22 protein-coding genes, 1 tRNA gene and 2 riboswitches are annotated in these 25,072 nt (G+C 51.3%); of the genes, 5 read left to right on the forward strand and 18 right to left on the reverse strand.

Going from position 1 to position 25,072, the window contains the following annotated elements:
• Positions 1-13: 13 nt before the first annotated feature.
• Complete coding sequence (locus ACT6RZ_RS10265; protein ID WP_444702019.1) at positions 14-1,048, reverse strand: CobW family GTP-binding protein; 1,035 nt, start codon at positions 1,046-1,048, stop codon at positions 14-16.
• Positions 1,049-1,387: 339 nt separating this feature from the next.
• Here ACT6RZ_RS10265 and ACT6RZ_RS10270 point away from each other — a divergent pair, with 339 nt between their 5' ends.
• Positions 1,388-1,543, forward strand: a complete 156-nt coding sequence (locus tag ACT6RZ_RS10270; protein ID WP_444702020.1) for a hypothetical protein — start codon at positions 1,388-1,390, stop codon at positions 1,541-1,543.
• Positions 1,544-1,684: 141 nt separating this feature from the next.
• Here ACT6RZ_RS10270 and ACT6RZ_RS10275 read toward each other — a convergent pair whose 3' ends face one another.
• The 3 genes from ACT6RZ_RS10275 to mntP all read right to left on the reverse strand — a co-directional run bounded on the left by ACT6RZ_RS10275 (position 1,685) and on the right by mntP (position 4,696).
• A complete protein-coding gene (locus ACT6RZ_RS10275; RefSeq protein ID WP_444702021.1) occupies positions 1,685-1,984 on the reverse strand; it encodes a hypothetical protein in 300 nt (99 codons plus the stop codon).
• Entirely contained in the window at positions 1,965-3,989 is a 2,025-nt protein-coding gene (locus tag ACT6RZ_RS10280) for a hypothetical protein (protein ID WP_444702022.1), read from the reverse strand. Before ACT6RZ_RS10280 ends, ACT6RZ_RS10275 begins: the two co-directional genes overlap by 20 nt.
• Before the next feature lie 122 nt (positions 3,990-4,111).
• Positions 4,112-4,696, reverse strand: coding sequence for a manganese efflux pump MntP (gene mntP, locus ACT6RZ_RS10285; protein WP_444702023.1), 585 nt, complete (start codon positions 4,694-4,696; stop codon positions 4,112-4,114).
• Between the two features lie 12 nt (positions 4,697-4,708).
• Positions 4,709-4,871, reverse strand: a riboswitch (yybP-ykoY riboswitch).
• A gap of 58 nt (positions 4,872-4,929) precedes the next feature.
• Between mntP and ACT6RZ_RS10290 the strand changes: the two genes are divergently transcribed.
• Positions 4,930-5,301: a hypothetical protein gene (locus ACT6RZ_RS10290; RefSeq protein WP_444702024.1), complete on the forward strand. Its 372-nt coding sequence runs from the start codon at positions 4,930-4,932 to the stop codon at positions 5,299-5,301.
• Positions 5,302-5,432: 131 nt separating this feature from the next.
• Positions 5,433-6,236 carry a nickel/cobalt efflux transporter gene (locus ACT6RZ_RS10295; RefSeq protein WP_444702025.1) on the forward strand — a complete coding sequence of 268 codons (804 nt, stop codon included), beginning with the start codon at positions 5,433-5,435 and terminating at the stop codon, positions 6,234-6,236.
• A gap of 158 nt (positions 6,237-6,394) precedes the next feature.
• Here ACT6RZ_RS10295 and ACT6RZ_RS10300 read toward each other — a convergent pair whose 3' ends face one another.
• The 12 genes from ACT6RZ_RS10300 to ACT6RZ_RS10355 all read right to left on the reverse strand — a co-directional run bounded on the left by ACT6RZ_RS10300 (position 6,395) and on the right by ACT6RZ_RS10355 (position 21,730).
• Positions 6,395-8,602 carry a TonB-dependent receptor gene (locus ACT6RZ_RS10300; RefSeq protein WP_444702026.1) on the reverse strand — a complete coding sequence of 736 codons (2,208 nt, stop codon included), beginning with the start codon at positions 8,600-8,602 and terminating at the stop codon, positions 6,395-6,397.
• Positions 8,603-8,856: 254 nt separating this feature from the next.
• Positions 8,857-9,075: riboswitch (cobalamin riboswitch) on the reverse strand.
• A 97-nt stretch (positions 9,076-9,172) separates the two neighbouring features.
• Positions 9,173-10,747 carry a sensor domain-containing diguanylate cyclase gene (locus tag ACT6RZ_RS10305; RefSeq protein ID WP_444702027.1) on the reverse strand — a complete coding sequence of 525 codons (1,575 nt, stop codon included), beginning with the start codon at positions 10,745-10,747 and terminating at the stop codon, positions 9,173-9,175.
• A gap of 169 nt (positions 10,748-10,916) precedes the next feature.
• On the reverse strand, positions 10,917-12,158 hold the full coding sequence (locus tag ACT6RZ_RS10310; protein ID WP_444702028.1) for a cation:proton antiporter: 1,242 nt from the start codon (positions 12,156-12,158) through the stop codon (positions 10,917-10,919).
• Between the two features lie 278 nt (positions 12,159-12,436).
• The gene (locus tag ACT6RZ_RS10315) at positions 12,437-14,116 is read right to left on the reverse strand and encodes a GGDEF domain-containing protein (RefSeq protein WP_444702029.1); all 1,680 of its coding nucleotides are present in this window, start codon (positions 14,114-14,116) and stop codon (positions 12,437-12,439) included.
• 168 nt (positions 14,117-14,284) lie between these two features.
• The gene (locus ACT6RZ_RS10320; protein WP_444702030.1) at positions 14,285-14,533 is read right to left on the reverse strand and encodes a hypothetical protein; all 249 of its coding nucleotides are present in this window, start codon (positions 14,531-14,533) and stop codon (positions 14,285-14,287) included.
• 69 nt (positions 14,534-14,602) lie between these two features.
• Complete coding sequence (gene lysM / locus ACT6RZ_RS10325; RefSeq protein ID WP_444702031.1) at positions 14,603-15,100, reverse strand: peptidoglycan-binding protein LysM; 498 nt, start codon at positions 15,098-15,100, stop codon at positions 14,603-14,605.
• A gap of 187 nt (positions 15,101-15,287) precedes the next feature.
• Entirely contained in the window at positions 15,288-15,893 is a 606-nt protein-coding gene (locus ACT6RZ_RS10330) for a PqiC family protein (RefSeq protein WP_444702032.1), read from the reverse strand.
• A 12-nt stretch (positions 15,894-15,905) separates the two neighbouring features.
• Positions 15,906-17,648, reverse strand: coding sequence for an intermembrane transport protein PqiB (pqiB, locus tag ACT6RZ_RS10335; RefSeq protein ID WP_444702033.1), 1,743 nt, complete (start codon positions 17,646-17,648; stop codon positions 15,906-15,908).
• Positions 17,629-18,918, reverse strand: a complete 1,290-nt coding sequence (locus tag ACT6RZ_RS10340; protein WP_444702034.1) for a PqiA/YebS family transporter subunit — start codon at positions 18,916-18,918, stop codon at positions 17,629-17,631. Before ACT6RZ_RS10340 ends, pqiB begins: the two co-directional genes overlap by 20 nt.
• A 174-nt stretch (positions 18,919-19,092) precedes the next feature.
• Positions 19,093-19,233, reverse strand: a complete 141-nt coding sequence (locus ACT6RZ_RS10345) for a DUF2474 domain-containing protein (protein ID WP_444702035.1) — start codon at positions 19,231-19,233, stop codon at positions 19,093-19,095.
• A 16-nt stretch (positions 19,234-19,249) separates the two neighbouring features.
• Positions 19,250-20,263, reverse strand: a complete 1,014-nt coding sequence (gene cydB, locus ACT6RZ_RS10350) for a cytochrome d ubiquinol oxidase subunit II (protein ID WP_444702036.1) — start codon at positions 20,261-20,263, stop codon at positions 19,250-19,252.
• On the reverse strand, positions 20,264-21,730 hold the full coding sequence (locus ACT6RZ_RS10355; protein ID WP_444702037.1) for a cytochrome ubiquinol oxidase subunit I: 1,467 nt from the start codon (positions 21,728-21,730) through the stop codon (positions 20,264-20,266).
• 381 nt (positions 21,731-22,111) lie between these two features.
• Between ACT6RZ_RS10355 and ACT6RZ_RS10360 the strand changes: the two genes are divergently transcribed.
• Positions 22,112-22,606, forward strand: a complete 495-nt coding sequence (locus ACT6RZ_RS10360; protein ID WP_444702038.1) for an OB-fold protein — start codon at positions 22,112-22,114, stop codon at positions 22,604-22,606.
• Positions 22,607-22,850: 244 nt separating this feature from the next.
• On the opposite strand, the gene ACT6RZ_RS10365 is transcribed toward ACT6RZ_RS10360, so the two are convergent.
• A tRNA-Asn gene (locus tag ACT6RZ_RS10365) sits at positions 22,851-22,926 on the reverse strand.
• Between the two features lie 229 nt (positions 22,927-23,155).
• On the opposite strand from ACT6RZ_RS10365, the gene ACT6RZ_RS10370 reads away from it, so the two are divergent.
• Positions 23,156-23,722: a hypothetical protein gene (locus ACT6RZ_RS10370; RefSeq protein ID WP_444702039.1), complete on the forward strand. Its 567-nt coding sequence runs from the start codon at positions 23,156-23,158 to the stop codon at positions 23,720-23,722.
• Positions 23,723-23,790: 68 nt separating this feature from the next.
• On the opposite strand, the gene ACT6RZ_RS10375 is transcribed toward ACT6RZ_RS10370, so the two are convergent.
• Entirely contained in the window at positions 23,791-25,005 is a 1,215-nt protein-coding gene (locus tag ACT6RZ_RS10375; protein ID WP_444702040.1) for a pyridoxal phosphate-dependent aminotransferase, read from the reverse strand.
• Positions 25,006-25,072 lie beyond the last annotated feature (67 nt).

A 25,072-nucleotide genomic window follows, 5' to 3' on the forward strand; every position in this document is an offset into this window, starting at 1 on the left:
CAATCATTTATTTTTAAAACTGAATCAGCATCTCGCGAACGGCCTGTTCGTCGATGCCTTTGCCTATGATCACAATACGGCTGATAGGCTCATCTTCATCCCAGCCTTCAAGCAGCGTGGGCGGGTAGGGCGTGAAATGCACCGCGTGCACCGCCAGTGGTGCTGGCGCATCTTCCACATGCAGAATTCCCTTTAAACGCAACAACTGCTCACCATGCACCTGGCACAGTTTGAGGATCACACCCCTAAAGTCAGCCCACGCCATAGGCTTGGGCAAGTAGACGGTAAATGTAGTCACATCGTCATGCGCTGGCGCCTGCGGCAGCGTACCTTTTTTAGCCGTAAAACCGCTGGCAGGCGCACGCAACCAGCGCTCAGGGTTAGCCTGCTTGTTGGCAAAATCAAACAGCCCCACATCAATGATCTGCATAGGGTCGATCTCGCCATGCAACACAAACTGCTGCGTCGCATTCGGGTTGATCGCGGCCAGTTTTGATTGCAAAGCGCTGATCTGCTCAGGCGTAGCGGTGTCTGACTTGGTGATCAGCAACACATCTGCCACCGCCGCCTGTTTCAAAGCTTCTTTCTGTGTCTCTATCTGCTGCAAACCATAAGCCGCATCAATGGTGACCACAACTGCATCCAGACGATAAACCGATTCAATCACCGGCTCATTCATCAGGTTGGCTAAAATAGGGCCAGGGTCAGCCATGCCGGTAGTTTCAATCACCAGCCGGTTAAATTCCGGCACCGCCTGCAAACTGCGCTTAAAAAACAAATCACGCATGGTATCTGCCAGCTCATTCTTGAGCGAGCAACACAAACAGCCAGAACTCAACAACACCGTGTTATCAGCCACATGCTCGCTCTCAACCGTTTGCGAAATCTGGCTATTAGCAAAAATCTGGTCCAAACCAGCCTCGCCAAGCTCATTGATGATCACGGCAGTATCTTTCATCGCCGGGTTATGCAGCAGCTTGTTAAGCAGGGTAGTTTTGCCGCTGCCTAAAAAACCAGTAAGCAGCGTGACGGGGATACGTTTATCCATATAAATTCTAATAAAACGAGTGTGGCGCTATTTTAACGCGGATGATTGTTGGAGGTACTAAGTGTTTCGACTTATATGGTGTTGTGCTACCTGACCACAAGGGAGTAGGCATAGAAAATGTTCGTCTTTAATTAGCATGCTCAACATGAAATGAGATTCTCCAATCTTATTTGATATAACTCTTTTAGATGGTTTAAAATAGACCTAAGCAGTCGGGTTGCTGTCGCCAGTCCGCTGCAAAAAGCCCTATAAGGTGAAAACTGACGAAATGGCAGCAAAGTCTGGTTGCTACCTCCGACTCATCAAGAGACTGGTAGCAAAGTTGTGTAAGGAGAGTCTATGGATGACCTAAACTCAACAACGCCGGATGGCTTTAGTCAGGCTATGACAGCAATATTAAGTGCTTTTATGGCACTTACTGGAGCTGGATTGTCACCGTTGGTAGCATTTTTGTTACCTGCGGCCGTTGTCGTTGTTATAGCAGTGGCACGATAAGGACTGAGTCTTAGTGTGGAAGATCCTATTCAGAGAAATCTGAATAGGATCGGAAGCCTATTAAAGATTACTTCATTCTTTATTCAATACCACATTGCATGGAGTTCTACCTTGATAAATCCAATTTTCACTTAAGACTCGCTAGTGATTAGTGCTGTATTTTTCATATTCCGTCAGAAACAGTCGTTGTGATTCATCGATAAACTCTTGTCTTCGTTCTTGTAAGTCTAGAAGCTTCGCGACTACGCTCTTGTAGATAATTTGATGTGCTTGATTTTTTATACCCTCTTCGTTGTATAGATCAAATTCTGCATGATCATCATCAAGAATCATATTTACTAGTCTAAGTATATCTTCCTTGGTGATTTTGCTCATTACGCGGTATTGGCCTGTAATGTCTAGAAAAAATCCATCATTCTCATCAATCTTTAATAGCTTCATATCCAAGCCTCCTATTGTTATAAGCCTCTACTCCAGCCTCTAGAGAATTCATCATGATTTCATGACTACTAATAAATTTTTGATCTGTTGAGAAAAGTTTCTTATCAGTAGGGTATCCAGAGTAAACGCGGTAAGCTGGTTTTTCATTTTCAATCTCTTTCCTTGTATACAAGATATAGTCTGCGCCAATTGATGCTCCAACCGTACTATTATGTGTAACAACAACAACGGGCATGAATTCCGAGAGTTTTTTAAGAATTTGATTAACATCGCTCTTCAAAAAAAGATTATCAAATGATGACTCAGGTTCATCAATTAATAGTAGATCGTAGTTTTTCGCATCGGATATTTCTTGTAATAGCCTAAACTCTGATCTCTCACCTCCAGACACTTCGAAACCATCTTTATTTAATATCCGGTAGTTAATTTTTACGAATAGCTTATACAACTCTGATAATGTCAGGTTTTCATTAGACATAAGTGCACGTAAGTACATATAGGGGTTTGCATAATCCTTAAAGGCTTCACTAAATGCTGCATTTCCACCACTAGTTGACCGAATTTCCCCCGCTCCTGTAAAGGGTTCTTTTTTAGCTTCTATTCGAAAACCTTGGATATTTTCCTCTGATATTACTGCTTCTGTTTTTAAAAGATTGGTGATCTCTTTAAACTTTCTAACACGTTTCTTATTTAGGATGATTTTATATAAGTCGACGTCTTCAATTTGAGTTGCTGAAGTACGTATTTGCAAGCTTTTCTTTATATCTATTATTAGCTCATTAATTAGCTTCTTTTTACTACTCTCAAGTGTTTTTTCCCACAAGAGTTTAATTAACTCACTTGCTAAACTTTTTAATGACTTAGCCTCTAAATGTTTTTCAATTATGATTTTAAATTCAATATTTTCTATTACTTGCCTAACAGATTCAATAAGCTCTTTTAGGGTTTGAGAGTTACCAATTGGAAACGGTAACTCTGAAAATAGGGCCGCGTTTGAAAATGCATCATTGCGATCAATTTCTTCAGCTGATTTCAACAGTGTCGATAAGTAGCTATCAACTTCTCGATCATCTGAAATCAAATCAACATTCATAATATCGTCTAGGATTTTTTTAAACCCCAGTAAATACTCATCTATAAAAACACTACGCTTACGCTCTACATCGGTTTTGAAATCACGCTCGTATGAGGCTTCATTTTGTTGAACTAGAGAAAATTGTTGAATGTATTTAACATTGTCAATGTTGCTATATATTTCATTAAGAGTATGAGTCTTACCTGAAGAGCGTTCTCCAATAAGAATGTTCAAACCCGTAGATAGCATTTGCCCAGTAGTAAATACCTGCCACAATTTATTACCGTCATTTTCGGAAAGAGTTACCTTCTTTTTATCTTGAAGAGCTAGTTTAATAGCAGATAAGGATATATCTCCGCAATCGATGAATGTCTGTCTAGTTGGAAATTTATCTAAACCTACTTTTATTCGTAGATCACTGAAGAGTACGGGAGTTAATTTATTGGGGTCTTTTATATTGCGTATAAATTTCTTAGCACTATCTACTTCACCAGCAGCAACATATGATTTCATTTTATCTAGTGTTTCGTTAGACAAAGAAGGTCTTTTGTCATAATGAGGAATTACTAAATATTTATTGAGATTTCCAAAAAAAGTTTCAAACTCTTCGATTGTGATGAAATCTCCTTTTTTTGTGATCCTTTGCGATACTAAGTTAGTTTTTGTCACAAAGTCTTCTACGTCTGTGCTCTCTGTAATTATTAATACATGTCCTTTTTCTAGATTTATCTCAATTCCGGGAAAAACAGTGATGCCAAGATTTCTCTCAATCAATCGAAACTGTTCAGCATCAAATAAGTCGTGATTCGTTATAGCTACCGCATCAAGATGCGTTTCATTAACATATTTTTGAAAGACATCTAGGCTGAATGTAAAAATAGAGTCACTAACCGTTGGTACCGTATGAATGTGAAAATCAATCTTTTTCATAAATAATCCCAGAGTACAAAGCAGGAGTTACGTATTTCCCCAGAAGCTATTAGCGTTGGGGGCTAAAGTAAATCAAATACGGTTATTAATCTAAATCTAGAACGAAAGTAGCCTAAACTGATTTATAGTGCAAGATGCTGATAAAGAATATAAGACCCAATCGCAATCAACACTAAGCCACCTACAATCTCTGAACGTTTCCCAAACATCAACCCCAACACCCGTCCCAGCATCACTCCGATTGTCACCATGGTAAAAGTCGCCAAGCCGATGGCTGCGGCGGTCACAAATATATTCACTTCCATAAACGCCAGGCTGACGCCTACGGCCATGGCATCTATGCTGGTGGCGACTGCGGTGAGGGCGAGAATGTAGAAGGAGTGACTGTTTGGTTTTTCATCTTCAGGTTCTGCGGGTTGCAGGCCTTCGTAAATCATGTGCAGGCCGAGGGCGAGCAGCAGGGTGAAGGCGATCCAGTGATCCCAGTCGGTGATATAGCTGGCGGCGAAGGTTTTGATGGTGAAGGTGGCGATGGCCCAGCCGATGAGTGGCGTGATGGCTTCTATTACACCAAAGATCAAACCGGTGCGTAGGGCTTCTGACAGTTTGGGATTTTTGAGCGCTGCGCCTTTGCTGATAGCTGCGGCGAAGGCGTCGGTGGACATGGCTAGCGCGATAAGCGCGATGGAGGTGCTGGTAAGGGTCATTGAGTTATGTTTTCTAGTCGGGACGAAAATAACAGATAGCAGCACGCCCGACTTTTGTCGCACTGATATCCATTAGTCTCGCCAACCGAAAACGGCCGCCTGCACCACGACGTAAGTCGATTATGTTGACACAGGCACTTCACTTGAGATGAAGCAGGCTACTCCCCAAAGGTTGCGGCATTATAACCGATTAGGCATGGTTTTTTATTTGAAGCTTGTAATAGAATAGGGCTATGCGCCGCCTGTTTATTTTCTTGCTTATCTGGCTTTTACCGCTGCAACCGTTGCTGGCTGCGGATATGAAGTTTGCGCACCTGGTCGGCTCACAAAGCTCGCATGAAAAAACATTGACGCATATGGTCGAGCATATGCAGCATATCGCGCACCACCATGAGCAGGATGGCGATCTGCATGAGGATGAGTCTGCGCCATCGGTGCTGCATCTGGTGGATTTTGAGCACAATATCCATCTTTCCAGTTTGCTGGTGAGTGACGCTATGCTGGCTGCCAGCCAGGCTGGTGATGCTGTGCCTGTGTTTTTCTGCGTGATTTACCTCAACCCATCTACCTCTCCCCCGCAAAAGCCTCCTTACCTCGCCCTGTAAGCGCCTGACGATAGGTTTCGCCCGGCGCTCTGTGTGTGTTCTTAAACATTGAGGGGCTTTTATGATGGTTACTTCTACACTGTCTGTGCGAGGCAGTTTTATTTGTATGTTGCTTGCACCGGGGGATTCAAATGAGTGATTTTTTGCATTTGATCCAGCAGGGCAACGGCTGGTTGTTTATCCCTAGCGCCATTTTTCTTGGCGTGTTGCATGGGCTGGAGCCTGGCCACTCTAAAACCATGATGGCGGCGTTTATTATCGCCATACGCGGCACGGTGAAACAGGCAGTGCTGTTAGGCCTGGCGGCGACCATTTCACACACCGCTATCGTCTGGGCGATCGCCATGCTGGGTTTGTATTTTGGCAGTAGCTGGAACGCTGAAACCTCAGAACCGTACTTTCAGATTGTGTCGGCGATTATTTTGATCGCGATGGCGATCTGGATGGCGCTGGTAACGCGACGGCACACGAAAATGGCGCATGACCATGACCACGACCACGACCACGATCACGATCACGATCACCATGCCGGGCTGCAGGATCTGTCACCCGATTATCAAGACCCGCACGAACTGGCGCATGCCAGGGAGATACAGCAGCGCTTTGCCGGCCGTCAGGCCACTACCGCGCAGATCGTGATGTTTGGTTTAACCGGCGGCTTGATCCCTTGCCCTGCCTCTATCACGGTCTTGTTGCTGTGCTTGCAGTTAAAGCAGGTGGCTCTGGGTGCTACGCTGGTGCTGTGTTTTAGTGTCGGGCTGGCATTGACCATGGTGGCTTCTGGCGTGCTGGCTGCCATGAGTATCAAACATGTCTCCAGCCGCTGGTCAGGGTTTGGCGCGTTTGCCAGAAAAGCGCCTTATTTCTCAGCGGTGTTGATTCTGTTAGTGGGGATCTATGTTGGTTACCACGGGGTAAGTGCATTGCCAGGTTGACAGGTATTTGTCATAAGTAAAAAGCCTCCCGAGCTGGAGGCTTTTTACTTTGTGGCAGCAGCGATCAGAGGGTTAATTGTTTCTTAAGCGTAACGCAGGTAACCGTGGAGAAAGGCGGCAATATGCCGCCTCTGCTTAATATTGATGCACGGTGAGCACTAATAGCGCAGATTGACTGACAGTTCGAAAGTCCTGGGTGCGGCGATCATGGCTTGCCGCCCGTTGGACGAGCCAAATGTGGCGTAGAACTCATCGGTCAGGTTGCGTACCCTGAAACCAAGATTGACTGCTTTGTTGACCTTATAATCCGCCGCCACATCCACGGTGGTGTAAGCCGGCAACTTGATGGTGTTGGCGTCGTTGGCATAAATGCCATCCACATGGCGTATCCAGGTGCTAAAGCTTAAATCACTGGTTGGCATAAAGCGCAGGCCGAGGTTGGCAACATAATCAGGCACAAACGGCGGCTGGTTGCCGCTGAAGTTGGCCGGCGGCACACCTGTGCTGTAATCATCATAGCGTGCACGGGTGGCAGCAATATTGGCGTCTATCTGCCATTGTGCGCTAGGGCGCAAGCCCAGGCCCAGTTCGATGCCGCGCGAGGATTGCTGGCCGATAGGCAGGCGGTTTTGTGAGTTGTTGGGGTCGGTGACAAACACATTCTTTTTGGTGATCTCGTAGATGGCGGCGGTCCATTCCCCTTTGCCTTCCCAGAATGCGTGTTTTAAGCCGACTTCTGCCTGTTTTGCCGTGGTCAGGTCCAGCTGGCTCTGGGTGCTGTTCAGTAGCAATATCACGCCGCCAGGTTCAACGGCGCTGCCATATGAGGCATAGGTGGTGAGTGTAGGGGTGATGTCATACACGCCGCCCAGCCGGTAAGAAGCGAATTCGTAGGTATTGGAAGTCTTTGTCACCGTGGCGGGCGTGGTGTATTTCCAGTGGGTGTCGAACTGGTCATAACGCAGGCCTAGCACCGCTTTCAGTTTGCTGGTCAGCGCCAGCTGGTCATCCATAAAGGCAGACCACTGGTCTATGGTGACGTCACGCGTGTCATTGCCTTTAAACACACCGCCGGAACCGAGGGCGAAGCTGGTATCAGCCGGGTTGTAAGCATTGGTCGCAGCTAACGGTCCGTTTGGGAATCCGTTTCGTGGATTATGGAAATCGGTTTGGTTGATATCCATGCCTAGCATAAAGCGGTTATCCAGGCCGGCGATCTGGCCTTTGTGCAGCGCTTCAAAGCGGTTGCCTATCAGGTCATGATCCTGGTCCAGATCGCCCCATGATCCACGGGTCACCGTGTTGTTGGCGTTGTAGGTATAGGCTTCGGTGTTGCGCCAGTCTCTATAGGCGGTGTAGTAATAAAACTGGTTGCGGATCTCCCACTGCTCGTTGGGCAGCCATTCGAGGTTGGCGCGTAGCCACAGGCTATCCGATTTGTAGCGGTTGCCGCTGATGTCGTTGTAGTTGACCTTGCGCAGCGAGCTTTTGAGTTTGCCATTGACCAGTGGCGTGCCGAAATACACATTGTCGGTATCGTCATACAGTTTATCCAGCTCAAAAGTCAGTTTGGTTTTTTCACTCAGCTTAAACAGCACAGAGCCGGTAAACCTATCCAGACTGCCTCTTTCGTGGTCGACATTGGTGCCAAAGCGCGTGCCGCTGTAATCTACCCTATAGGCCGCCGCATCGCCATTGATGGCGCCGCCTGTGCCCAGATGCAGTCTATGGGTATCGAAACTGGCGTATGAGTAATCCAGCTCCCATGGCTGGTTGCTGAAGCTGGGCGCCCGCGAGATCAGGTTGATGGCGCCACCGATAGAGCCTTCGCCATGCAATACCCCGGCCGGGCCTTTGATGATCTCTATGCGGTCAAAGTTGGCGATATCCAGCACCCGCGCCGACATGGATGAGCCACCGGGAATGCGCGTGCCGTTATACAGCCACGCCACAGCATTATTGGTAAAGCCACGCGTAGAGAACATGCCCGGCGAACCCGGTGTCACTGCTGCGGTAAAGCCTGCGGCTTTTTCGACCGCTTCGGTGACGGTGCGGTCACCGCGCTCGTGCATGGTTTCTTTAGACAGTACTTCTACACTGGCTGGTGTCTCCTGCAAGGTGATACCCAGCCTTGAAGCCGTGCTGGCCGGCAAATCAAGCGGTGTGCTGCGGGTGTCTTTTTTTGACTGCACCTTTACCTCGGGCAGTGCCTTGACCTCAGGCAGTGTCTCACCCGGTTCGGCATAAGCCAGCGGGTTGCCCATGATGGCCATGGCGGCGGTGACCAGCATGTGGCTGCGTTTAAGTGGCCAGATAGGCGCCGAATTCACTACATTCTCGTTGAACAATGTGTCCTCCCTGGACATTTCTTGTTATTAAAATGACACGAGCGTAATACGGTGAATGCGGCTAAAACCGGCCTTAGAAACTATCAGTGCGCAGCAAAACCAGTTGGCTGAACTGCACCAGCCGCAGAATACGGCAGGCCGCGAGCTGACAGCTAGTCACTCGCATGATAGCGTTAAGGCTTTATTAGTCGGATGAATGTTGGGTCTACACCATCCGCAGTTGCGAGCCGGTCGACCTGAGTTACTCAACATCATGCCACCCACCGTAGCACTTGTATTACAGACTGTAGGCCGGTCTCCGGGCTAATGAGCATAAATCCGGTTCACCTTCCCATGCATACAAGCGCACAGTGGCATATCGAACCGGCATAACTCAATTACCGTTGCGGGGGCAGCGTCGAATTAGACTCAGTGTGACTTTGTCGAATCGAACTTCCCGTTTAATCCTCGGCGGGGAATGCACCGAGAGAACCTAAAGTTTTCAGGATTATAGCCTACTGCGGCTGGCAGTTTGCAGAGTGCAATGTTTAAGCTTTGAAAAAGTGACCGCCAGAAGGGGGGCGGCGTGGAAAAAACAGCGAGTGGGGGTCAGGACTGCAGGATCTGTATCATTTCCTTGCGGTCTTTACGCGAGCGCTTGTTGGCGTACATACGTTTGTCGGCAATGCGCATCAGGTCTGCCGAAGTGTCGGCTTCACGCGCAAACACCACGCCCTGGCTGGCGCCTGCGCCTATAAAGCCGTTGGCTTGCAGTTGCTTGTTGGTGGCATCTACCTGGTGCTGGCACCATTCCACTTCATCTTCATGACACAGAATGGCGAATTCATCGCCGCCTAGCCGGTATAGCTGCGCGTCGTGGCCCAGGCGCTGGTTGAGGAATAAACTGAAATTCTTTAACAGGGTGTCGCCGACTTCGTGACCAAAGTGGTCATTAAAGTGCTTGAGGTTATCCATATCCAGAAAGATCAGGCAGCCGTAGGACGGAAAATTCAGCATCTTGCCTTCCAGCGCATGCCGGTTGGGCAGGTTGGTCAAGCGGTCGGTGAGGGCCAGGGAGCGGGTGTCTTGCAGCTCGACCAGCATGCGCTCTTTGTCCTGGTGCAGGCGGTTGATCTGGTAGGCCAGTACCAGTGCCAGTAAGATCGCTTCCACCGTCACGGCGATCAGGCCCATCTGTTCTATGGTCCAGATATTGGTGCTGAGTTTTTGCGCGCTGATGCTGATGCCACCGAGCACACCAAATACGGTGATGGCGATCAGGTAGAACTGGGCGGTGCGATGTTTCAGCCAGCTGAAGTAACCGCCGCAGATCAAGCCAAAGCCCAGAAAGATAGCCACACCGGTGCGCGCCATTTCCAGCATCCAGTTCGGGTTGATCAGCGCATTGATCAACAAGGCGAGCAAAATGGCGTAGACCACCAGTGACAGCTGATGCAGCCTGGGGTAGTGGATGGCGTTGATGCCCAGCAGGTGGCGGACAAAGCTGACGTAGGCCATATTGGACAGCAGGATGGGCGCACTGCTCAGGTAAAACCAGTGTGAATCGCCCAACTGCGCAAATGCACCCAGTGCCGCGCCCTGAAAGATCAGGTTGCCGAAGATAAACAGGGCATACATACGTTCGGTAGTGTGGCCCGGGGCCATGCCGATCGCGATGTAATAGACAAAAATTCCCATGAGCACGCCCAGCATCAAAATGGCACCGGCCGAGCTTTTAATGACCTGACTCAGGTAATCCGGCTCGCTGGCGATAAACAGTTCTGGTTGCGCCAGGTAATACGGTGAGTTGAGATGAGTGGTGAGCTGGTAGGTGCCAGGCGACAGGCTGAACTTGCGGCCATGGCGTAGCAGGTAAGGGTTGGCCTGGTGGCTGTTGAGGCCGCCGTGTACAACATGGCTGACGCCATCTGTCGTGGTCAGCTGGTGGCTGAAACTGGCGATCACAGTGGTATTTTTAAAGTCGAGCACATAGTCGTCGGTGTCGGTGATGGTCAGCGCGGTGTGGCAGGTGAATTTGCCGCCTTGCAGCGGGATCTGTGCCACCGGCTGGCCATGCTCGTTCTGGCACGAGGTTGTGCCGAGGCTGGGCTGTGCAAACACAGGGTTGGCTAGCAGCAGGCCGAGCAACAGCCACAAACAACGATGAATAATTGACGTCAGCACAACGGACCCTTGAGCACTGGCAGTGGATAAAACGCTATTATGTATGAATTCATGCTCGAATGGAGCGTGAAAGCATGCGCAACGGTCAGTATGCTTGCGTATGATGCAGACGGCCGCAGTATTGATAATAGAAAAAGCCCGGCTGTGTGGCAAGACTTTTTCATGGGTATCACTGCCCGGATGACGACGATGACGATGAAGAGAGCATGCCGGCCCTGGCTTCTATCTGCGGCATGATCCATTTACGGAACATCAGCGGCGTGATCAGTGTGGTGACCACACCCATCAATATCAGCACCGAGAACAGGTCCTGGCCGATAAATCCGCGCTCGTAGGCGATACTGGCAATCACCAGTTCCATCACGCCGCGGCCATTCAGAATAAAGCCTATGCCCAGCGCATCGCTTTTTGGCAAACCTATCAGGCGGCCACCCAGCCAGCCGGCCAGAATCTTGGTCGCGATAGACACCAGCAACACCACTGCAACAAACCAGAATGATTCTATGATCTGCACTTTGAATTCCAGCCCCAGGTAGGCAAAGAACACCGGCGCCAGAAAACCGCCAGTGATAGAGCCCAGCGTCAACTCCAGCTCCTGGTAGCGCGAGGGCAGGAAAAAATTGCGGTCTATCAACAGTGCACCAAAAAATGCGCCGATCACGAAATGGAAACCGAGCGCGGCACTCACAGAGCCGAACAGCAGCACAAATAACAACAGAATGCCGAACAGCGCCTCATTGCCTATCAGCGCCACCAGTTTTTCTGACCACAAGTGCAGGTTGACGCCTTTATCGATCACTTTCTTGATGATCAAGCTAACGCTGAGGATGAGAAAAATCAGCAGTATCAGTTTCCAGCTGGCGTGAAAAATAGCAAAGCTCACCGCCTGGTAGGATTTTTGTTCCGGCAGGTTGAGGATCACGCCCAACACCAGCAGTGCGGCGATATCGTTAAAGATGGCGGTGGCCACCGAGTAACGGGCAATATCCGAATCCAGCAGTTTAAAACTTTGCAGTATGCTGACAGTGACCGGCAGCGCGGTGATGGAGACGCACAGGCCTAAAAAGATGGTGCGGCTGACATCCAGCCCGAACGCGACACCGACCAGTATGCCGCCTGTGAGCGGCAGAAAAAACCCGAGCAAGGCGATCACTATGCCCTTGCCGCGCATGGAGTCTATGACTTCCTTGAAATTCATTTCCAGCCCGGCTGACAATACGATCAAAAACACGGCCAGCTCAGAAATGCCGGATAAGGCCGGGGTAGGGGTGATGAAATTGAGCAGGCTGGGGCCAAGAATGACACCGGCGACCATTTCGCCGATGATGGCGGGCTGGTTAAAGCGGCTGAACACTTGCCCTAGCAGGCGGGCGCAGACGATGAGAACAAGCAGGGTGGTGAGTAAAGGCATCACTACTTTCTTTTATTACTGATGCAGGGCAAACGCTGGCCTGGTTTTCGTGCTAGCCAGGTGTTCAAGTGCTAGCCTGATGTTATCGTTCAGCTTTATCAACAGGCCTTTTGCTGGCCAGCGTAAAGTATTCAATCATGGGCGCTGAGTGCGCTGCCTGACTATCCATGTCATGAGTATAAATCATAAGCAGGCACGGCTTGCGCTTTTAAAGCGACTTATGCACCAGGCGGCGAAAAACTGTGTCTGGCAGCGTTATTGTTCGTGCGCCGGCATGATTACGGGTGCAGCACCTGCATCATTTCTTTACGGTTTTTGCGGGTACGTTTGTTTTCGTACATGCGTTTATCTGCGATACGCAGCAGTGCTTCGGTGTCGCTGGCTTCATGTGCGAATACGATGCCCATGCTGGCACCGACGCCGCTGAAGCCCTCTTTGTGCAGTTGCAGATGCGTGTATTCGAGCTGGTGCTGGCACCACTCGACATCATCTTCATGGCAGAGAATGGCGAACTCGTCTCCGCCGAGGCGGTAAAGCTGGCCGTGCTCGCTGAGCTTATGCGCCAGAATCTGGCTGAACAGTTTGAGTAGCATGTCACCCGCTTCGTGGCCGAACTGGTCGTTCACATGCTTGAGGTTATCCATATCGAGAAACATCAGGCAGCCATGTAGCGGCAACTTCAACAGCTTGTTCTCCAGCGCATGCCGGTTGGGGATGCCGGTGAGCCTGTCGTTCAGGGCCAGCGAGCGTGTGTTTTGCAGCTCGACCAGCAATTGCTCTTTTTCATGATGCAGCCGACTGAGTTTATAGGCGACCAGGATAGCGAGCAGGATGGCGTGTACCGTCACCGCAAACAGCCCTAACTGCTCAATACTGAAGATATGCTGGGTAGCATTGGCCGCGTTGAGCACCATCATACCCAGTATGCCAAAACCTATGGTCGTCAGCAGGTAGAGTTGAGCGATGATCTGCCGCTGGGCACTCAGGCGCAGGCCGCAAAACAGGCCAAAAGCGAGAAAAATCACTATGCCCAGGCGCGACATTTCCAGCATCCAGTCGGGGAAGATCATGCCGAGTACGATCAGGGCGATCAGCAGGCTGCTGGCGATCAGGGATAACTGGTATAAACGCGGCCGGTGAAACTGGTTGATGCCCAGCAGGTGGCAGATGAAACTCACATACGCCAGGTTGGCGATCAGCAACGGCAGGCCGGTCAGGTAAAACCAGTGCCAGTGAAAAAACTGGTTGAATACGCCCAGTGCGGCGGCGTGAAACAGCAGGTTACCAAAAATAAAGATGGCATACATGCGTTCGGTCAGGTGGCCGGGCAACGCACCCAGTATCGCGTAATAACTGAACAGACCCAGCAGTATGCCCAGTAACAGCAGGCTGGTGGCGGCGCTGATATTGCTCTGTTGCTGATAGCTGGCCAGTTCGCTGATCACCAGGCTGGGGGCTGCCAGATAGTAAGGGGATTGCAGCCAGGTGACCAGTCTATAGCTGCCTGGCTGCAGGCTGACTATGCGCCCATGGCGCAGCATGAACGGGTTGTCTGCAGAACTGCTCAAACCACCGCTGAGCAGGATAGTCTGTTGTTTTTTGTGTGAGCCTTGCGCTAGCGCCTGGTCAGGCGGCGCTATGCCATCCGTGGCATTTTTACCCTGGGTGGCCGCTTGCTGCGTGCTGCTCTCCTGCGAGATCTCATGCTGGAAGCGGGCAATGGTCGAGGTGTTTTTGAAATCGATCACATACAGGCCGGCCTCGGTGATCTTGAGCACGCTCTGGCAGGCGAATTTACCGCCTTGCAAGGGGATATTGGCAATGATGGTGCCTTGCTGGTTGATGCAGGTGGTTCCGAGCAAAGCCGGGGCCGCAGATGCCAATGGCACCAGGCAGAACACTGATGGAACCAGGCTGATCCATAGTGTCAGTCGCGTCCAAAACCGATATCGTTGCAATCTAAATTTTCCAGTCAACGCTGTAAAGCACGGGGCAGTGTACATGAAAAATTCCCGGGATATAGCGGGGCCAGGCGATTAAGAAAAGCAAAGAGTTACTAACTAACGTTGCGCTAGCGGCAATAAAAAACCCGCATGCAAATGCGGGTTTTTTGTGCGGGACCGGCCTTACTTGTTTTCGACCGCTTTTTCAGTCGCTGCGGTGGTTTCACTGATCTGCGCTTTTGCTGCCGCTGCTGCATCTTTTGCAGCCTGAACCGCATCTGCAGCAGCATCCTTGGCTTCAGTCGCGGCTGCCTCGGTGTGCGTTTGCGCAGATTCCAGCGCTTCTTCAACCGTGGGTTCTTTCTCGCCGCAGGCAACCAGCAAGCTGGCACTTAAACCGGCAATGATCAACAAACGAAAAAATGCAGACATATCATGCTCCTAATAATTTTGAATCATTTACAATGTGGTTAACAATCATTGAGACAAACAGACTGTGGTTTATTCGGGAATGCGCAAGGCCTGCCCGGGGTAGATCTTGTCAGGGTGGTTAAGCATGGGCCGGTTGGCTTCAAAGATCTTCATATAGGCATTGGCATTGCCATACATCTCTTTGGCTATCCTGGATAAGGTGTCGCCTTTAACCACAGTGTAAAACCTGGCTTCTGCTTCCTGGCTAGGCACATATAACTGGTCTTGCACCGCCTCGACGCCGGCGACATTGCCACAGCACAGCAAGATCTTCTCCTTGGTTTCCTGTGTTTCCACATTGCCTTGCGCGATCACGGTACCGCTGGCGCCATCAAATTTAATGTCGTAGCCTGCGGTTGGCAGATTGTTTTTTGCAATGTAGTTCTGGATGGCTTTGGCGGCAGCTGCATTGGCGGCATCGACATTGACCGGGGTAGGGGCTTTAGTGGCAGTTTCCTGCGCGGCCTTGGCCTCGCCAGCCCCAAACAGCTTTTCACCCGCTTCTTTGATAAAAGAGAATAGACCCATTAGCAGCTCCTGACTTTTTTATTGTGAATGGAAAAGTCATCATAGCAAATACAGGGTTATGCCACTAGAGGCTATAGGCCGGCTTTTTTTCGCCCGGCATGTGTGGGTGCTACAGCAGGTGCACGGGCCGCTGCCACAGGTCGCGGCAGACGGGCCTTGCTAGGTGAGTCAGGCCAGTTGGGTAAGGCTAGGGCGAGTGTGGCAGTTGTCCGGCGATCTGCGCGCTGAGTAGATCGAGGTTGCTGCCCAGTGCACGCACCAGGGCCGGGTAACCACTCTCGGCCAGCGGGGTGCGGAACTTGAATGACTGGTTTTGCAAGGGCTTGTGGTCAGCAGATAGCAACTGCCATTGGCCACTCAATATGGCATAACCACCGATCTGGCCGTGAAACTGGTCTATGGTCAATTGCAGGCTGGTGGCTGAGGGTGCTGCGCCGGGCAGCGGATCTGTGATGGCAGTATCCGGCAGACGGCTGGCCAGGCGGGCACGCAGGCCACGACGTAACTCCTGCGACAGGTTGTCTACCCATAGGTGGTCGCGCGCCGGATGCAAAGTCACATCGTCCAGTTGCACCACTATGCGGTCTGTATCCAGGTAATCTGCCAGTTGAATGCGGTTTAATACCAGCGTCTGCTGTGCTGCAGAGGTCGATTGCGCCGCAGCCGGCGTAGTGACTTCCGGCAGGCTGAAGCGCTGGCTGGTCACCGGCGGGTTTGATTTCAGGCAGGCGCTCAGGCTGCATGCCGCGATCAACAGCAAGCCAGTCCGTAAGGGGGTGAGGGTAGTCATCATATATGTGTTTCCTTACGGGTTAGCCGGTGCTTGGGGCACCTGTTGGTTTGCCGGTGCTTGAGGCACCGGGTCATTCCCGGGTTTGCGGCCAAACAGCACGGCACTCGGCTCTTCGTTCAGGGTGCGCGCCAGTGGCTGTATGTCACGCAGGGCTTTATCCAGGCGTTGCAAGGTGCTGGTCAATTCCTGGTAGGCCGGTGAGTCTGGTGACAGACCCTTGAGGGTGGTTTGCACCTCCTGCATGGTTTTGTTCAGGTTGGCTGGCATCTGCTGCAGATCTGGCTGGCTGATAAACTGGTTGACCTGCACGCTCAGCGCACGGATCTCTTTCATGGTGATCTCGGACTGCTGCAGGTTCTTATCCAGCCCGGAAAGCACAGGTTCTACATTCAGGCGGTTGAGTTTATCCAGCAGGTCAGAAAGTTTTTGTTCTATCTGCGCCAGGCTGGTGGCAGTGGTAGGCAATACCGGCAAGCCTTCAAAACGCTCGCGTTTATAGGGTTTATGCCCTTTTTGACCGACATTCAGATCGACATAGACCGAACCCGTGAGCAGATTGCCGGATTTGAGGGTGGCGTGCAGCCCGCGTTCCAGCATATGGCCGATGCGGGTCTTCCATTCTTCGAGGTTGGCCTGGCCGTTGTCGGCCAGCCTGCCTGGTTCCAGGTGGATCAGCACCGGGATCGCATAGCGGAAATCTTTTTTGCGTTCAGGCGAGTTGAATTTCCACGGCACGTTCATCACCGTACCTATGCGCAAGCCCCTGAATTCAACCGGGGCGCCTTTGGTCAGCCCACGCACGGTATCATCCACCAGTAACACGTATTCTATGTACTGGGCGTAAGTCTGCTGGCGTGCGGCGTCTTCATTGGCGAACAGTTCGAACTTGGTTTCCGAGCGCACTGGTTGCCCCATAGGTGTATCGTCGGGATGCCCGAAACTGACGCCACCGGCGATCAGCGACTCTACGGTGGGGATATTCGCTTTAAAGCCTTCTGCGTCCAGTTTGACGTCTATGCCGACCGCGGTCCAGAAACGGGAGTTTTCAGTCACCAGCACATCGTAAGGGTGCTCAATAAACAGTTCGTGCTGCATTTTGCGCTGTTTGGGGTCAAACGTGGCGCTGACTACGCGGCCGACGCGCAAACCCTGGTAAGTGACCGGGTCGCCTACGCGCAGGGCATTGCCGACTTTGCCTTCCAGGTTGACGTGTACGCCTTTGGCGCCATTGAGCGAGATAGGTGGCTGGTCGAGCACGGTGAAGTGGTCGGTTTCTTCCAGTTCTTTACCCGGTTGCAACTGGATATAGGAACCCGAGATCACCGTGTTCAGACCACTGATGCCTTCCAGGCCTATGCGCGGTTTGACTACCCACAACTGGGTGTCTTTCACCAGCATGGGCTGCGCTTTGGGCGTGATACGCGCCAGCACTTCAATATGGGTGAGGTCATCGGACAAGGTCACTTGTTCGACCTGGCCGATATCCACGCTATGCACCTTGATCTTGGTTTTTCCGGCTTCTATGCCTTCGGCATTGGTCATCGAAAGCGTGATCTGTTTGCCGACACGGGTGTAATTGTCATAGATCAGCCATAAGCCTATCAGCAGGGCGACGATAGGCACTATCCAGATCGGCGACACGCGCACCTGCTTGCTGACATTGGCCAGAAGATGGTCATGGGCGGGCTGACTTTTGCCTGGCTCCTCAGGGCGGGACGGGTTTGCGGGTGGCTGATTATTGTTTTGCTCTGTCATAAGGTTTTCCTTGGGTATCCCACAATAAACGGGGATCAAAAGCCATCGCTGCAAGCATGGTCGTGATCACGACCGCGCAAAAAGCCAGTGCCGCCGGGCCGGGCAATACCGACATCAGGTTGCCTGATTGTATCAGTGCCACCATGATGGCGACGACAAATACATCGACCATAGACCAGCGGCCTATCAATTCGGTGAGCCGGTAAAGTGCGGTTTTTTGCTGCGCATTCAACGGGCCGGGGTGGCGTGCCAGCCATAGTAACAGCACCAGTATCAGCATTTTAATGATAGGCACCAGCACGCTGGCGACAAAAATAATGACTGCCACCGGCTCCGAACCATGCTGCCAGAGCTCTATCATGCCGCCTATGATGGTGGAAGAATGGCTTTGGCCTAGCGAGGTGGTGATCATCATCGGGTAGGCATTGGCCGGGATATAGAGCACGGCTGCCGTCAGCAATAAGGCCCAGGTGAATTGCAGGCTGTTAGGCTTGCGCGCATACAGCGTACTGCCACAACGCATGCATAGAAAAGCCGTGTCTTTGTCTGCAGGCGGTAGCGTATTGAGCAAGCCACAGGTGGTGCAGCCGGCCACATGTTGTTCAGCCGCATTGACGCCGCAGCGGATGCCGGTATCCGGCGGCGGTTCACCAGCCAGTTTCAGCCATAGCAGATCGATATCGACCGAACGTGTGGTCATCAGTAATAACAGGGCGAACACGCAATAGGCCCAGAACGAGACCCCCAGCTGTACTTCGCCTATATCGGTCAGTTTCACCAGGCTCACCAGCGCCGCGATCATGAACACATCGGCCATCATCCACGGATGCAGGCGCGAGAATAAGCGGGCGATGACGTCACTGTAAGCGCGCGGCACTGTACGCAACACATTGGCCTGCATCAGGATCACGCCTATCAGGTACAGAGCAGGCAGGATGATGGCCGTGGCACTGACGATCAGCGCCACCAGCGGCTGGTTGACATTGAGCAGAGTGACAGCGGTTTGCGGCAGGGCGATCTGGCTATCCAGGCCATTGGTATCCATGCTGATAAACGGAAAGGCGATGGCGATCATCAGGCTGAGCAAAGCAGTGACTGCCAAAGCGATGCTGCGCTGTACCGGGTGCAAGTGCCGCCTTGCCAACACATGGCCACAACGCGGGCAACTGGCGTGCTCACCCGGGCGCAGCACGGGAATGGCGCTGACCATATCGCAAGCACTACAGGCACGCAAACGCCGCCATTTTATTTTTTGCTGGGTAGTCGTCATCAGGGTTGGTTAGGTTTGTTCAGGCACAAGCTTTATATGGCATGTTAAACGGATTGGTTTTGAACGGGCAAGCACATTTGATCATGCATGCGATGGCAACGTCTATACTGTGATGACCTGCAAAAGCAAAAAAGATTCTCTGATCGCGCCCGTACCAGGCTTAACTTCTCAGGCTTAGCTATTGAATCCTGCTGCTTTCATCAATAGCTTGATGAGCAGGCTGACCACGCTGAGGGTGGCGATACTCGCCAGCCAGATCAGCACCAGCCAGCCTAAACGTTTGGCAAAACTGTTTTTTTGTTTTGTGCCTGTCATACACTGCCGCTCCGCATTAATGGTAAGCCTCATCCGGGTCTACCTTGCCACGGAAAACGTAATAGGCCCAGCCGGTGTAGATCAGGATGACCGGGATGATCACCAGCGCGCCTATCAGGGCGAACATCTGGCTTTGCGGCGGTGCTGCCGCGGCGTATATGGAGATATGCGGCGGGATGATATTCGGCCAGATACTGATGCCCAGGCCTGCATAGCCGAGCAGGATCAGGCATAGCGTATAGATGAACGGCGTGGTTTCTGATCTTGCACGCAGCGATACCTGCAGCCGGTAGAAAAAGAACGCCACCAGCAGCGGCACCGGCGAGAGCAGCAGGAAATTAGGCATAGTAAACCAGCGCTCGGCGATACCGCTATCCATCAGCGGCGTCCACAGGCTGATGGCGGCGATGATCAGAAGCAGTATGATAGAAACCTGGCGCGACAGTTTGTAACAGGTCGCCTGCAACTCGCCCCCGGTCTTCATGATCAGCCAGGTGCAGCCTAGTAAAGCATAAGTCACCAGTAAGCCCAGGCCGGTAAAGATGGAAAATGGCGAGATCCAGTCCAGCGGCCCGCCGGCATAGGCGTCATTGACGACTTTGATGCCTTGCAGATAAGCACCCAGCGTCATGCCCTGAAAGAAAGTCGCCACTATCGATCCGCACAAAAACGCTTTATCCCAGAAATGTCGCTCTTCATCCGTGGCGCGGAACCTGAATTCAAACGCCACCCCTCTGAAGATCAGGGCCATCAGCATCAATAGCAGCGGTAGCGAAAGCGCGCTCAATATCACGGCATAAGCCAGCGGAAATGCCGCCAGCAAGCCGGCACCGCCCAGCACCAGCCAGGTCTCATTGCCATCCCACACCGGTGCTACGGTATTCATCATCAGGTCTCTGTCATGCTTCTCCTGAAAAAATGGATAAAGGATGCCTATGCCGAGGTCGAAGCCGTCCATGATGATATACATCATGATGCCAAACAGGATAATGCCGGCCCAAACCAATGATAAGTCCAGTGATAAATCCATTTAGTTATCCTTTTTATCAGGGTGGTGTTGCTGGTCAGCCTGGCTGTCTGATGTCGCTGGCGTTTTATTATCAGGGTGAAACTCCGGCGCCAGGGTGAATTCATCAAGCTCGGTGCGATTGATGGAGATAGCATCGCCCTGCAAGGCTTCATCAGTTTTTGGCCCGACCTTCACCAGTCGCAACACATATAAGGTACCCATGCCGAATAGCGCGATGTAAATCACCACAAACAAGCCCAGCGTCAGCGCCATTTCACCAGTGGTATGTGGCGTGACCGCATCTGCGGTGCGCAAAACGCCGTATACCACCCACGGTTGCCGGCCTATCTCCGTGGTATACCAGCCAGCCAGAATGGCAACCACCCCGGCTGGCCCCATGGCGATGGAGAACTTCTGGAACGGCGGGCTGTTGTATAACTTATCCTTGAGGCGTAGCCAGAGTGAGGTGACTGCCAGCAATATCATCATCAGCCCCAGGCTTACCATGACGCGGAAGGTCCAGAACACAATGGTCGCGTTCGGCCTGTCCGCAGCAGGAAAGTCCTTGAGTGCCGGGATCTGCTCGGTCAGCGAGTGGCGCAATATCAGGCTACCTAAAAGCGGGATCTCCAGCGCAAAATGATTCTTCTCCTGTGCCATATCCGGCCAGGCAAACAGCACCAGTGGCGACGCTTCTTCGCCCTTGTTCTCCCAATGGCCTTCTATCGCGGCGATCTTGGCCGGCTGGTGTTTCAGCGTATTCAAGCCATGCAGGTCGCCGACCATGGCCTGTAGCGGCGCCAGCAACAAGATCAGCCATAAACCCATGGACAGCATCTTGCGCACGCTGCGGTTGTTTTTGCCATGCAATAATTGCCAGGAAGCCGCCGCCGACACAAACAAGGCGGTCGCCAGATAAGCGCCTATCACCATGTGCACCAGCCGGTAGGGGAAAGAAGGGTTAAAAATGATTTTAAACCAGTCAACCGGGATGACTTTGCCATCCACCAGTTCAAACCCTTGCGGCGTATGCATCCAGCTGTTAGAAGCCAATATCCAGGTCGCCGATACCAGGGTGCCTATGGCCACCATCAAGGTCGCGGTGAAATGCAAACCCGGACCGACCTTGTTCCAGCCAAACAGCATCACACCTAAAAAGCCAGCCTCAAGAAAAAACGCGGTCAACACTTCATAAGTGAGCAACGGGCCGGTCACGCTACCGGCCACGCTGGAAAACCCTGCCCAGTTGGTGCCGAACTGATAAGCCATCACCAGGCCAGACACCACGCCCATGCCAAAACATAAAGAAAAGATCTTGACCCAGAAGTGGTACAGATCGAGGTAAACCGTGTTCTTGGTTTTTAACCAGCTGGCTTCAAGCACCGCCAGGTAACTCGCCAAGCCTATGGTGATCGCCGGAAAGACGATATGGAAAGAGATGGTGAACCCAAATTGGATCCTTGCTAACGTTAATGCCAGATCAGACATTGTTATCCTTATGTATTGCGCCTAACGCCTAATGTCTAGTGCCACCGGCTAGTCACATGCCGAGCGTGATGTTGTACTCAGGAATGTTAACAGAGTGACCAGGGTTATAACATGGAGCTGATATCAGCCAGGATAGTTGCATGGTTCATAAAAGTTAGCTGCGTGAAAAGGGAAGGGCGCATGCATGCGCTTTGACGATCGATCAAGAAAACTGTGATGAAAGCGCTGAAATGCAAATAGCCCGGCATTTCGGCAAGGCTATTTTTGTAATTTGCTACAACAGCCCACATGAAAGTGGGCACTGCTTGGATTTATGAGTGTTAAAGTTATAAGCTGTGGCAGCTCGCATATGGTAAAAACTTCAACTAATGTAAGTGAGCAGTGACTGATTATTCAAAATGGAGAAAAACAATGAAAAACGTACTTAAATGGGGTTTGGGGATAGTTGCAGTGCTCAGCATTGCCTGGTTGATCGTTGGTGAGTCGTTCCAAGAAACAGAGACTCAACAAACTGCAAAAGAAAAACCTGGGCAAAGTAACGACGCGCCACCTTTTGAAACCACAGCAGGTGAAATAGCAAAAGCTTATGCCAATGATGCCGTTGCGGCAGATGAAAAATACAAAAACAAAGCTTTTATAGTCAGCGGCAGTGTCGTCGATAAGAGTACTGATCCGTCTGAGCATGCCGTACTGATACTCGAAGGTGGCATAGACCCATTGCTGGAGCCACACTTCACCCTGGCTGATAGTGAGAAAAGCAAGGCAGCCGAACTCAAAAAAGGGCAAAAAGTAAAACTGCAGTGCTATGGCAAAGGCGAAGTTAGCAAGATCGCGCATGCTGAAGATTGCGAGATATTGTTTATAGACTGGAATTAACACAGGCCGTTTCATGCAGCCTATTCAATCATCAAGCGTTACAAGCGCAAATCCAGCGACAGATATTAATCACCTCCTCCATTTATCTCAGGCCACTTTCCAGTGTGCTGCCTAGGTGAGGGGGTATCTGTTTCATCATTCCAAAACACCGGCCTGTTTTCTTCACTTATTGAGAAACCATAAAGTGCTTCCAACGCTGACCCAAAAGCAAAAGGCCTTGCATTTCTGCAAGGCCTTTTTTATTTGGCTCCTCAACCTGGGCTCGAACCAGGGACCTACGGATTAACAGTCCGGCGCTCTACCGACTGAGCTATTGAGGAATCGGTACGTCGTTTGAAGGCGCTATATTACTGAGAGCGTGCCCCTTGGTCAACCACTTTCTGCGAATTTCTTTATATTTTTCTATGTGCAGTTTAAATGCCGGTTTCGCTAATAAACTGGCTGTGAAAGTCAAGGGGTTTGCATGGTCGGAATGCCGCTTTATTACCCAAATGGGCCAATTTTTTATTGTGCCAACGTCGTTTATAATGAGCGCAACAGGAGATTACTATGCGTACAGTATTAGGAAAAGTCGTTGGTCTGGCGGGTGCAGCAGAAATTGTCGATCAGCAGGGCCAGCATCATTTGCTGAAAGCGGGCGATGCCTTGCATGAGGGTGACCAGTTGATCACCGTGGCTGGGGCACAGGTCACCATGCAAGTGGGCAATGGCGAGCTGGTGCAATTTGCCGAGCAGCAGGCAGTCAAGCTTTCTCAGGCGTTGACTGCTTCGCCTGATGCGGTGGATATCAGCGAGTATGCCGTGAATCCGGCGGTGATACAGCATTTGCTGGCTGCCTTGCAGTTGAATGATGCAGTCGATTTATCGCTGCCTTTGACCAGCACCTTGCAAGATGACACTAGCGCTTTTGTTTCTATCACGCATGCTTCTATTACCGAGCGGGTATTGCAGTCCGATGCGCTGAATATCCATGATGTGCTGGTGGCGGGGGATAACCCTGCGGCCTTGCCGTCTGCCGTGATGCCGATCACGCAGCTGGCGGATCTGATGACGCAGACCTCAACGATCGATATCGGCCTGCCTAACGGCCCGTTAAAAGATTTTCTGAACGATTGATGCTTGAAAGCATAAAACTAAAAAAGCGCCTGAGGCGCTTTTTTATTGTCTGCTAGATAGCAAATCGCTTATACGCTGAGAGCTTTTTCTATCCTGTCCAAAGCTTCACGCAGGTTGTCCATGCTGGTGGCAAACGAGATTCGGAAGTAACCTTCGGCACCAAAAGCAGAGCCTGGCACCACGGCCACGTTATGCTCTTCAAGCAGGTATTCAGCCAATGCCATATCGCTGGTTTCCTTGATCTTGCCTGCCTGGTGCAGGTTGCTGATCGCCTGGCGCGCATCCGGGAAAGCATAAAAAGCGCCGCCAGCCATCAGGCAGCTCAGGCCTGGCATGGCGTTAAAGCGGTCAACCACATATTTATGCCGCTCTTTAAATGCGGCGACCATAGGCTTGATACAGTCTTGTGAACCACTCAGCGCTGCTTCTGCTGCATATTGCGAGATCGAGGTCGGGTTGCTGGTGGACTGGCTTTGCAGGATCTCCATCGCCTTGATGATATAAGCCGGGCCAGCCGCATAACCGATACGCCAGCCGGTCATGGAATACGCTTTGGAGACGCCGTTCAATACGATACAGCGGTCTTTCAGGCCAGGCGCAGCATTGAGGATGTTATGGAATTTTTCGCCGGTCAGGTTGACGTGTTCATACATATCGTCGGTGGCAATCAGTACATGCGGGTGCTTGAGCAACACTTCACCCAGGGCCTTTAATTCATCCAGTGAGTAGACTGCGCCGGTCGGGTTAGAAGGCGAGTTGAACATCACCAGTTTGGTGCGGCTGTTGATGGCGGCTTCCAGCTGGGCAGGCAACAGTTTAAAACCTTGTTCAATACCGCACTCCAAGATCACCGGTTTGGCTTCGGCCACCATGGCGATATCGGCATAGCTGACCCAGTAAGGCGCTGGAATGACCACTTCATCGCCCGGGTTTAACACCGCCAGGCAAAGGTTGAAGATGGTTTGCTTGCCACCTACGCCAACGATCACTTCATTGACGGCATAATCAAAACCGTTTTCATTTTTAAATTTGTTGACGATGGCTTTTTTCAGCGCCGGGATGCCGCTGACGGGTGTGTATTTTGTGTAACCGGCATCAATGGCTGCTTTGGCTGCGTCCTTGATATGCTGCGGTGTATCGAAATCCGGTTCACCTGCTGCCAGGCCAATGATAGGGCGGCCTTCAGATTTATATCTGGCGGCTTTGGCCGTGATCGCCAAAGTAGGGGATTCTTTAATGGATAAAACACGCGCAGACAGCACGTTGGCGGCAGGTTTGCTCAAAATGGCTTCCTTGTTGATCGGTGTGCACAAACAGGCATCAGGCGCCTGCAAAAAAATGAAAAACGCA

The organism is Methylophilus sp. (assembly GCF_052437885.1).
GTDB lineage: Bacteria > Pseudomonadota > Gammaproteobacteria > Burkholderiales > Methylophilaceae > Methylophilus.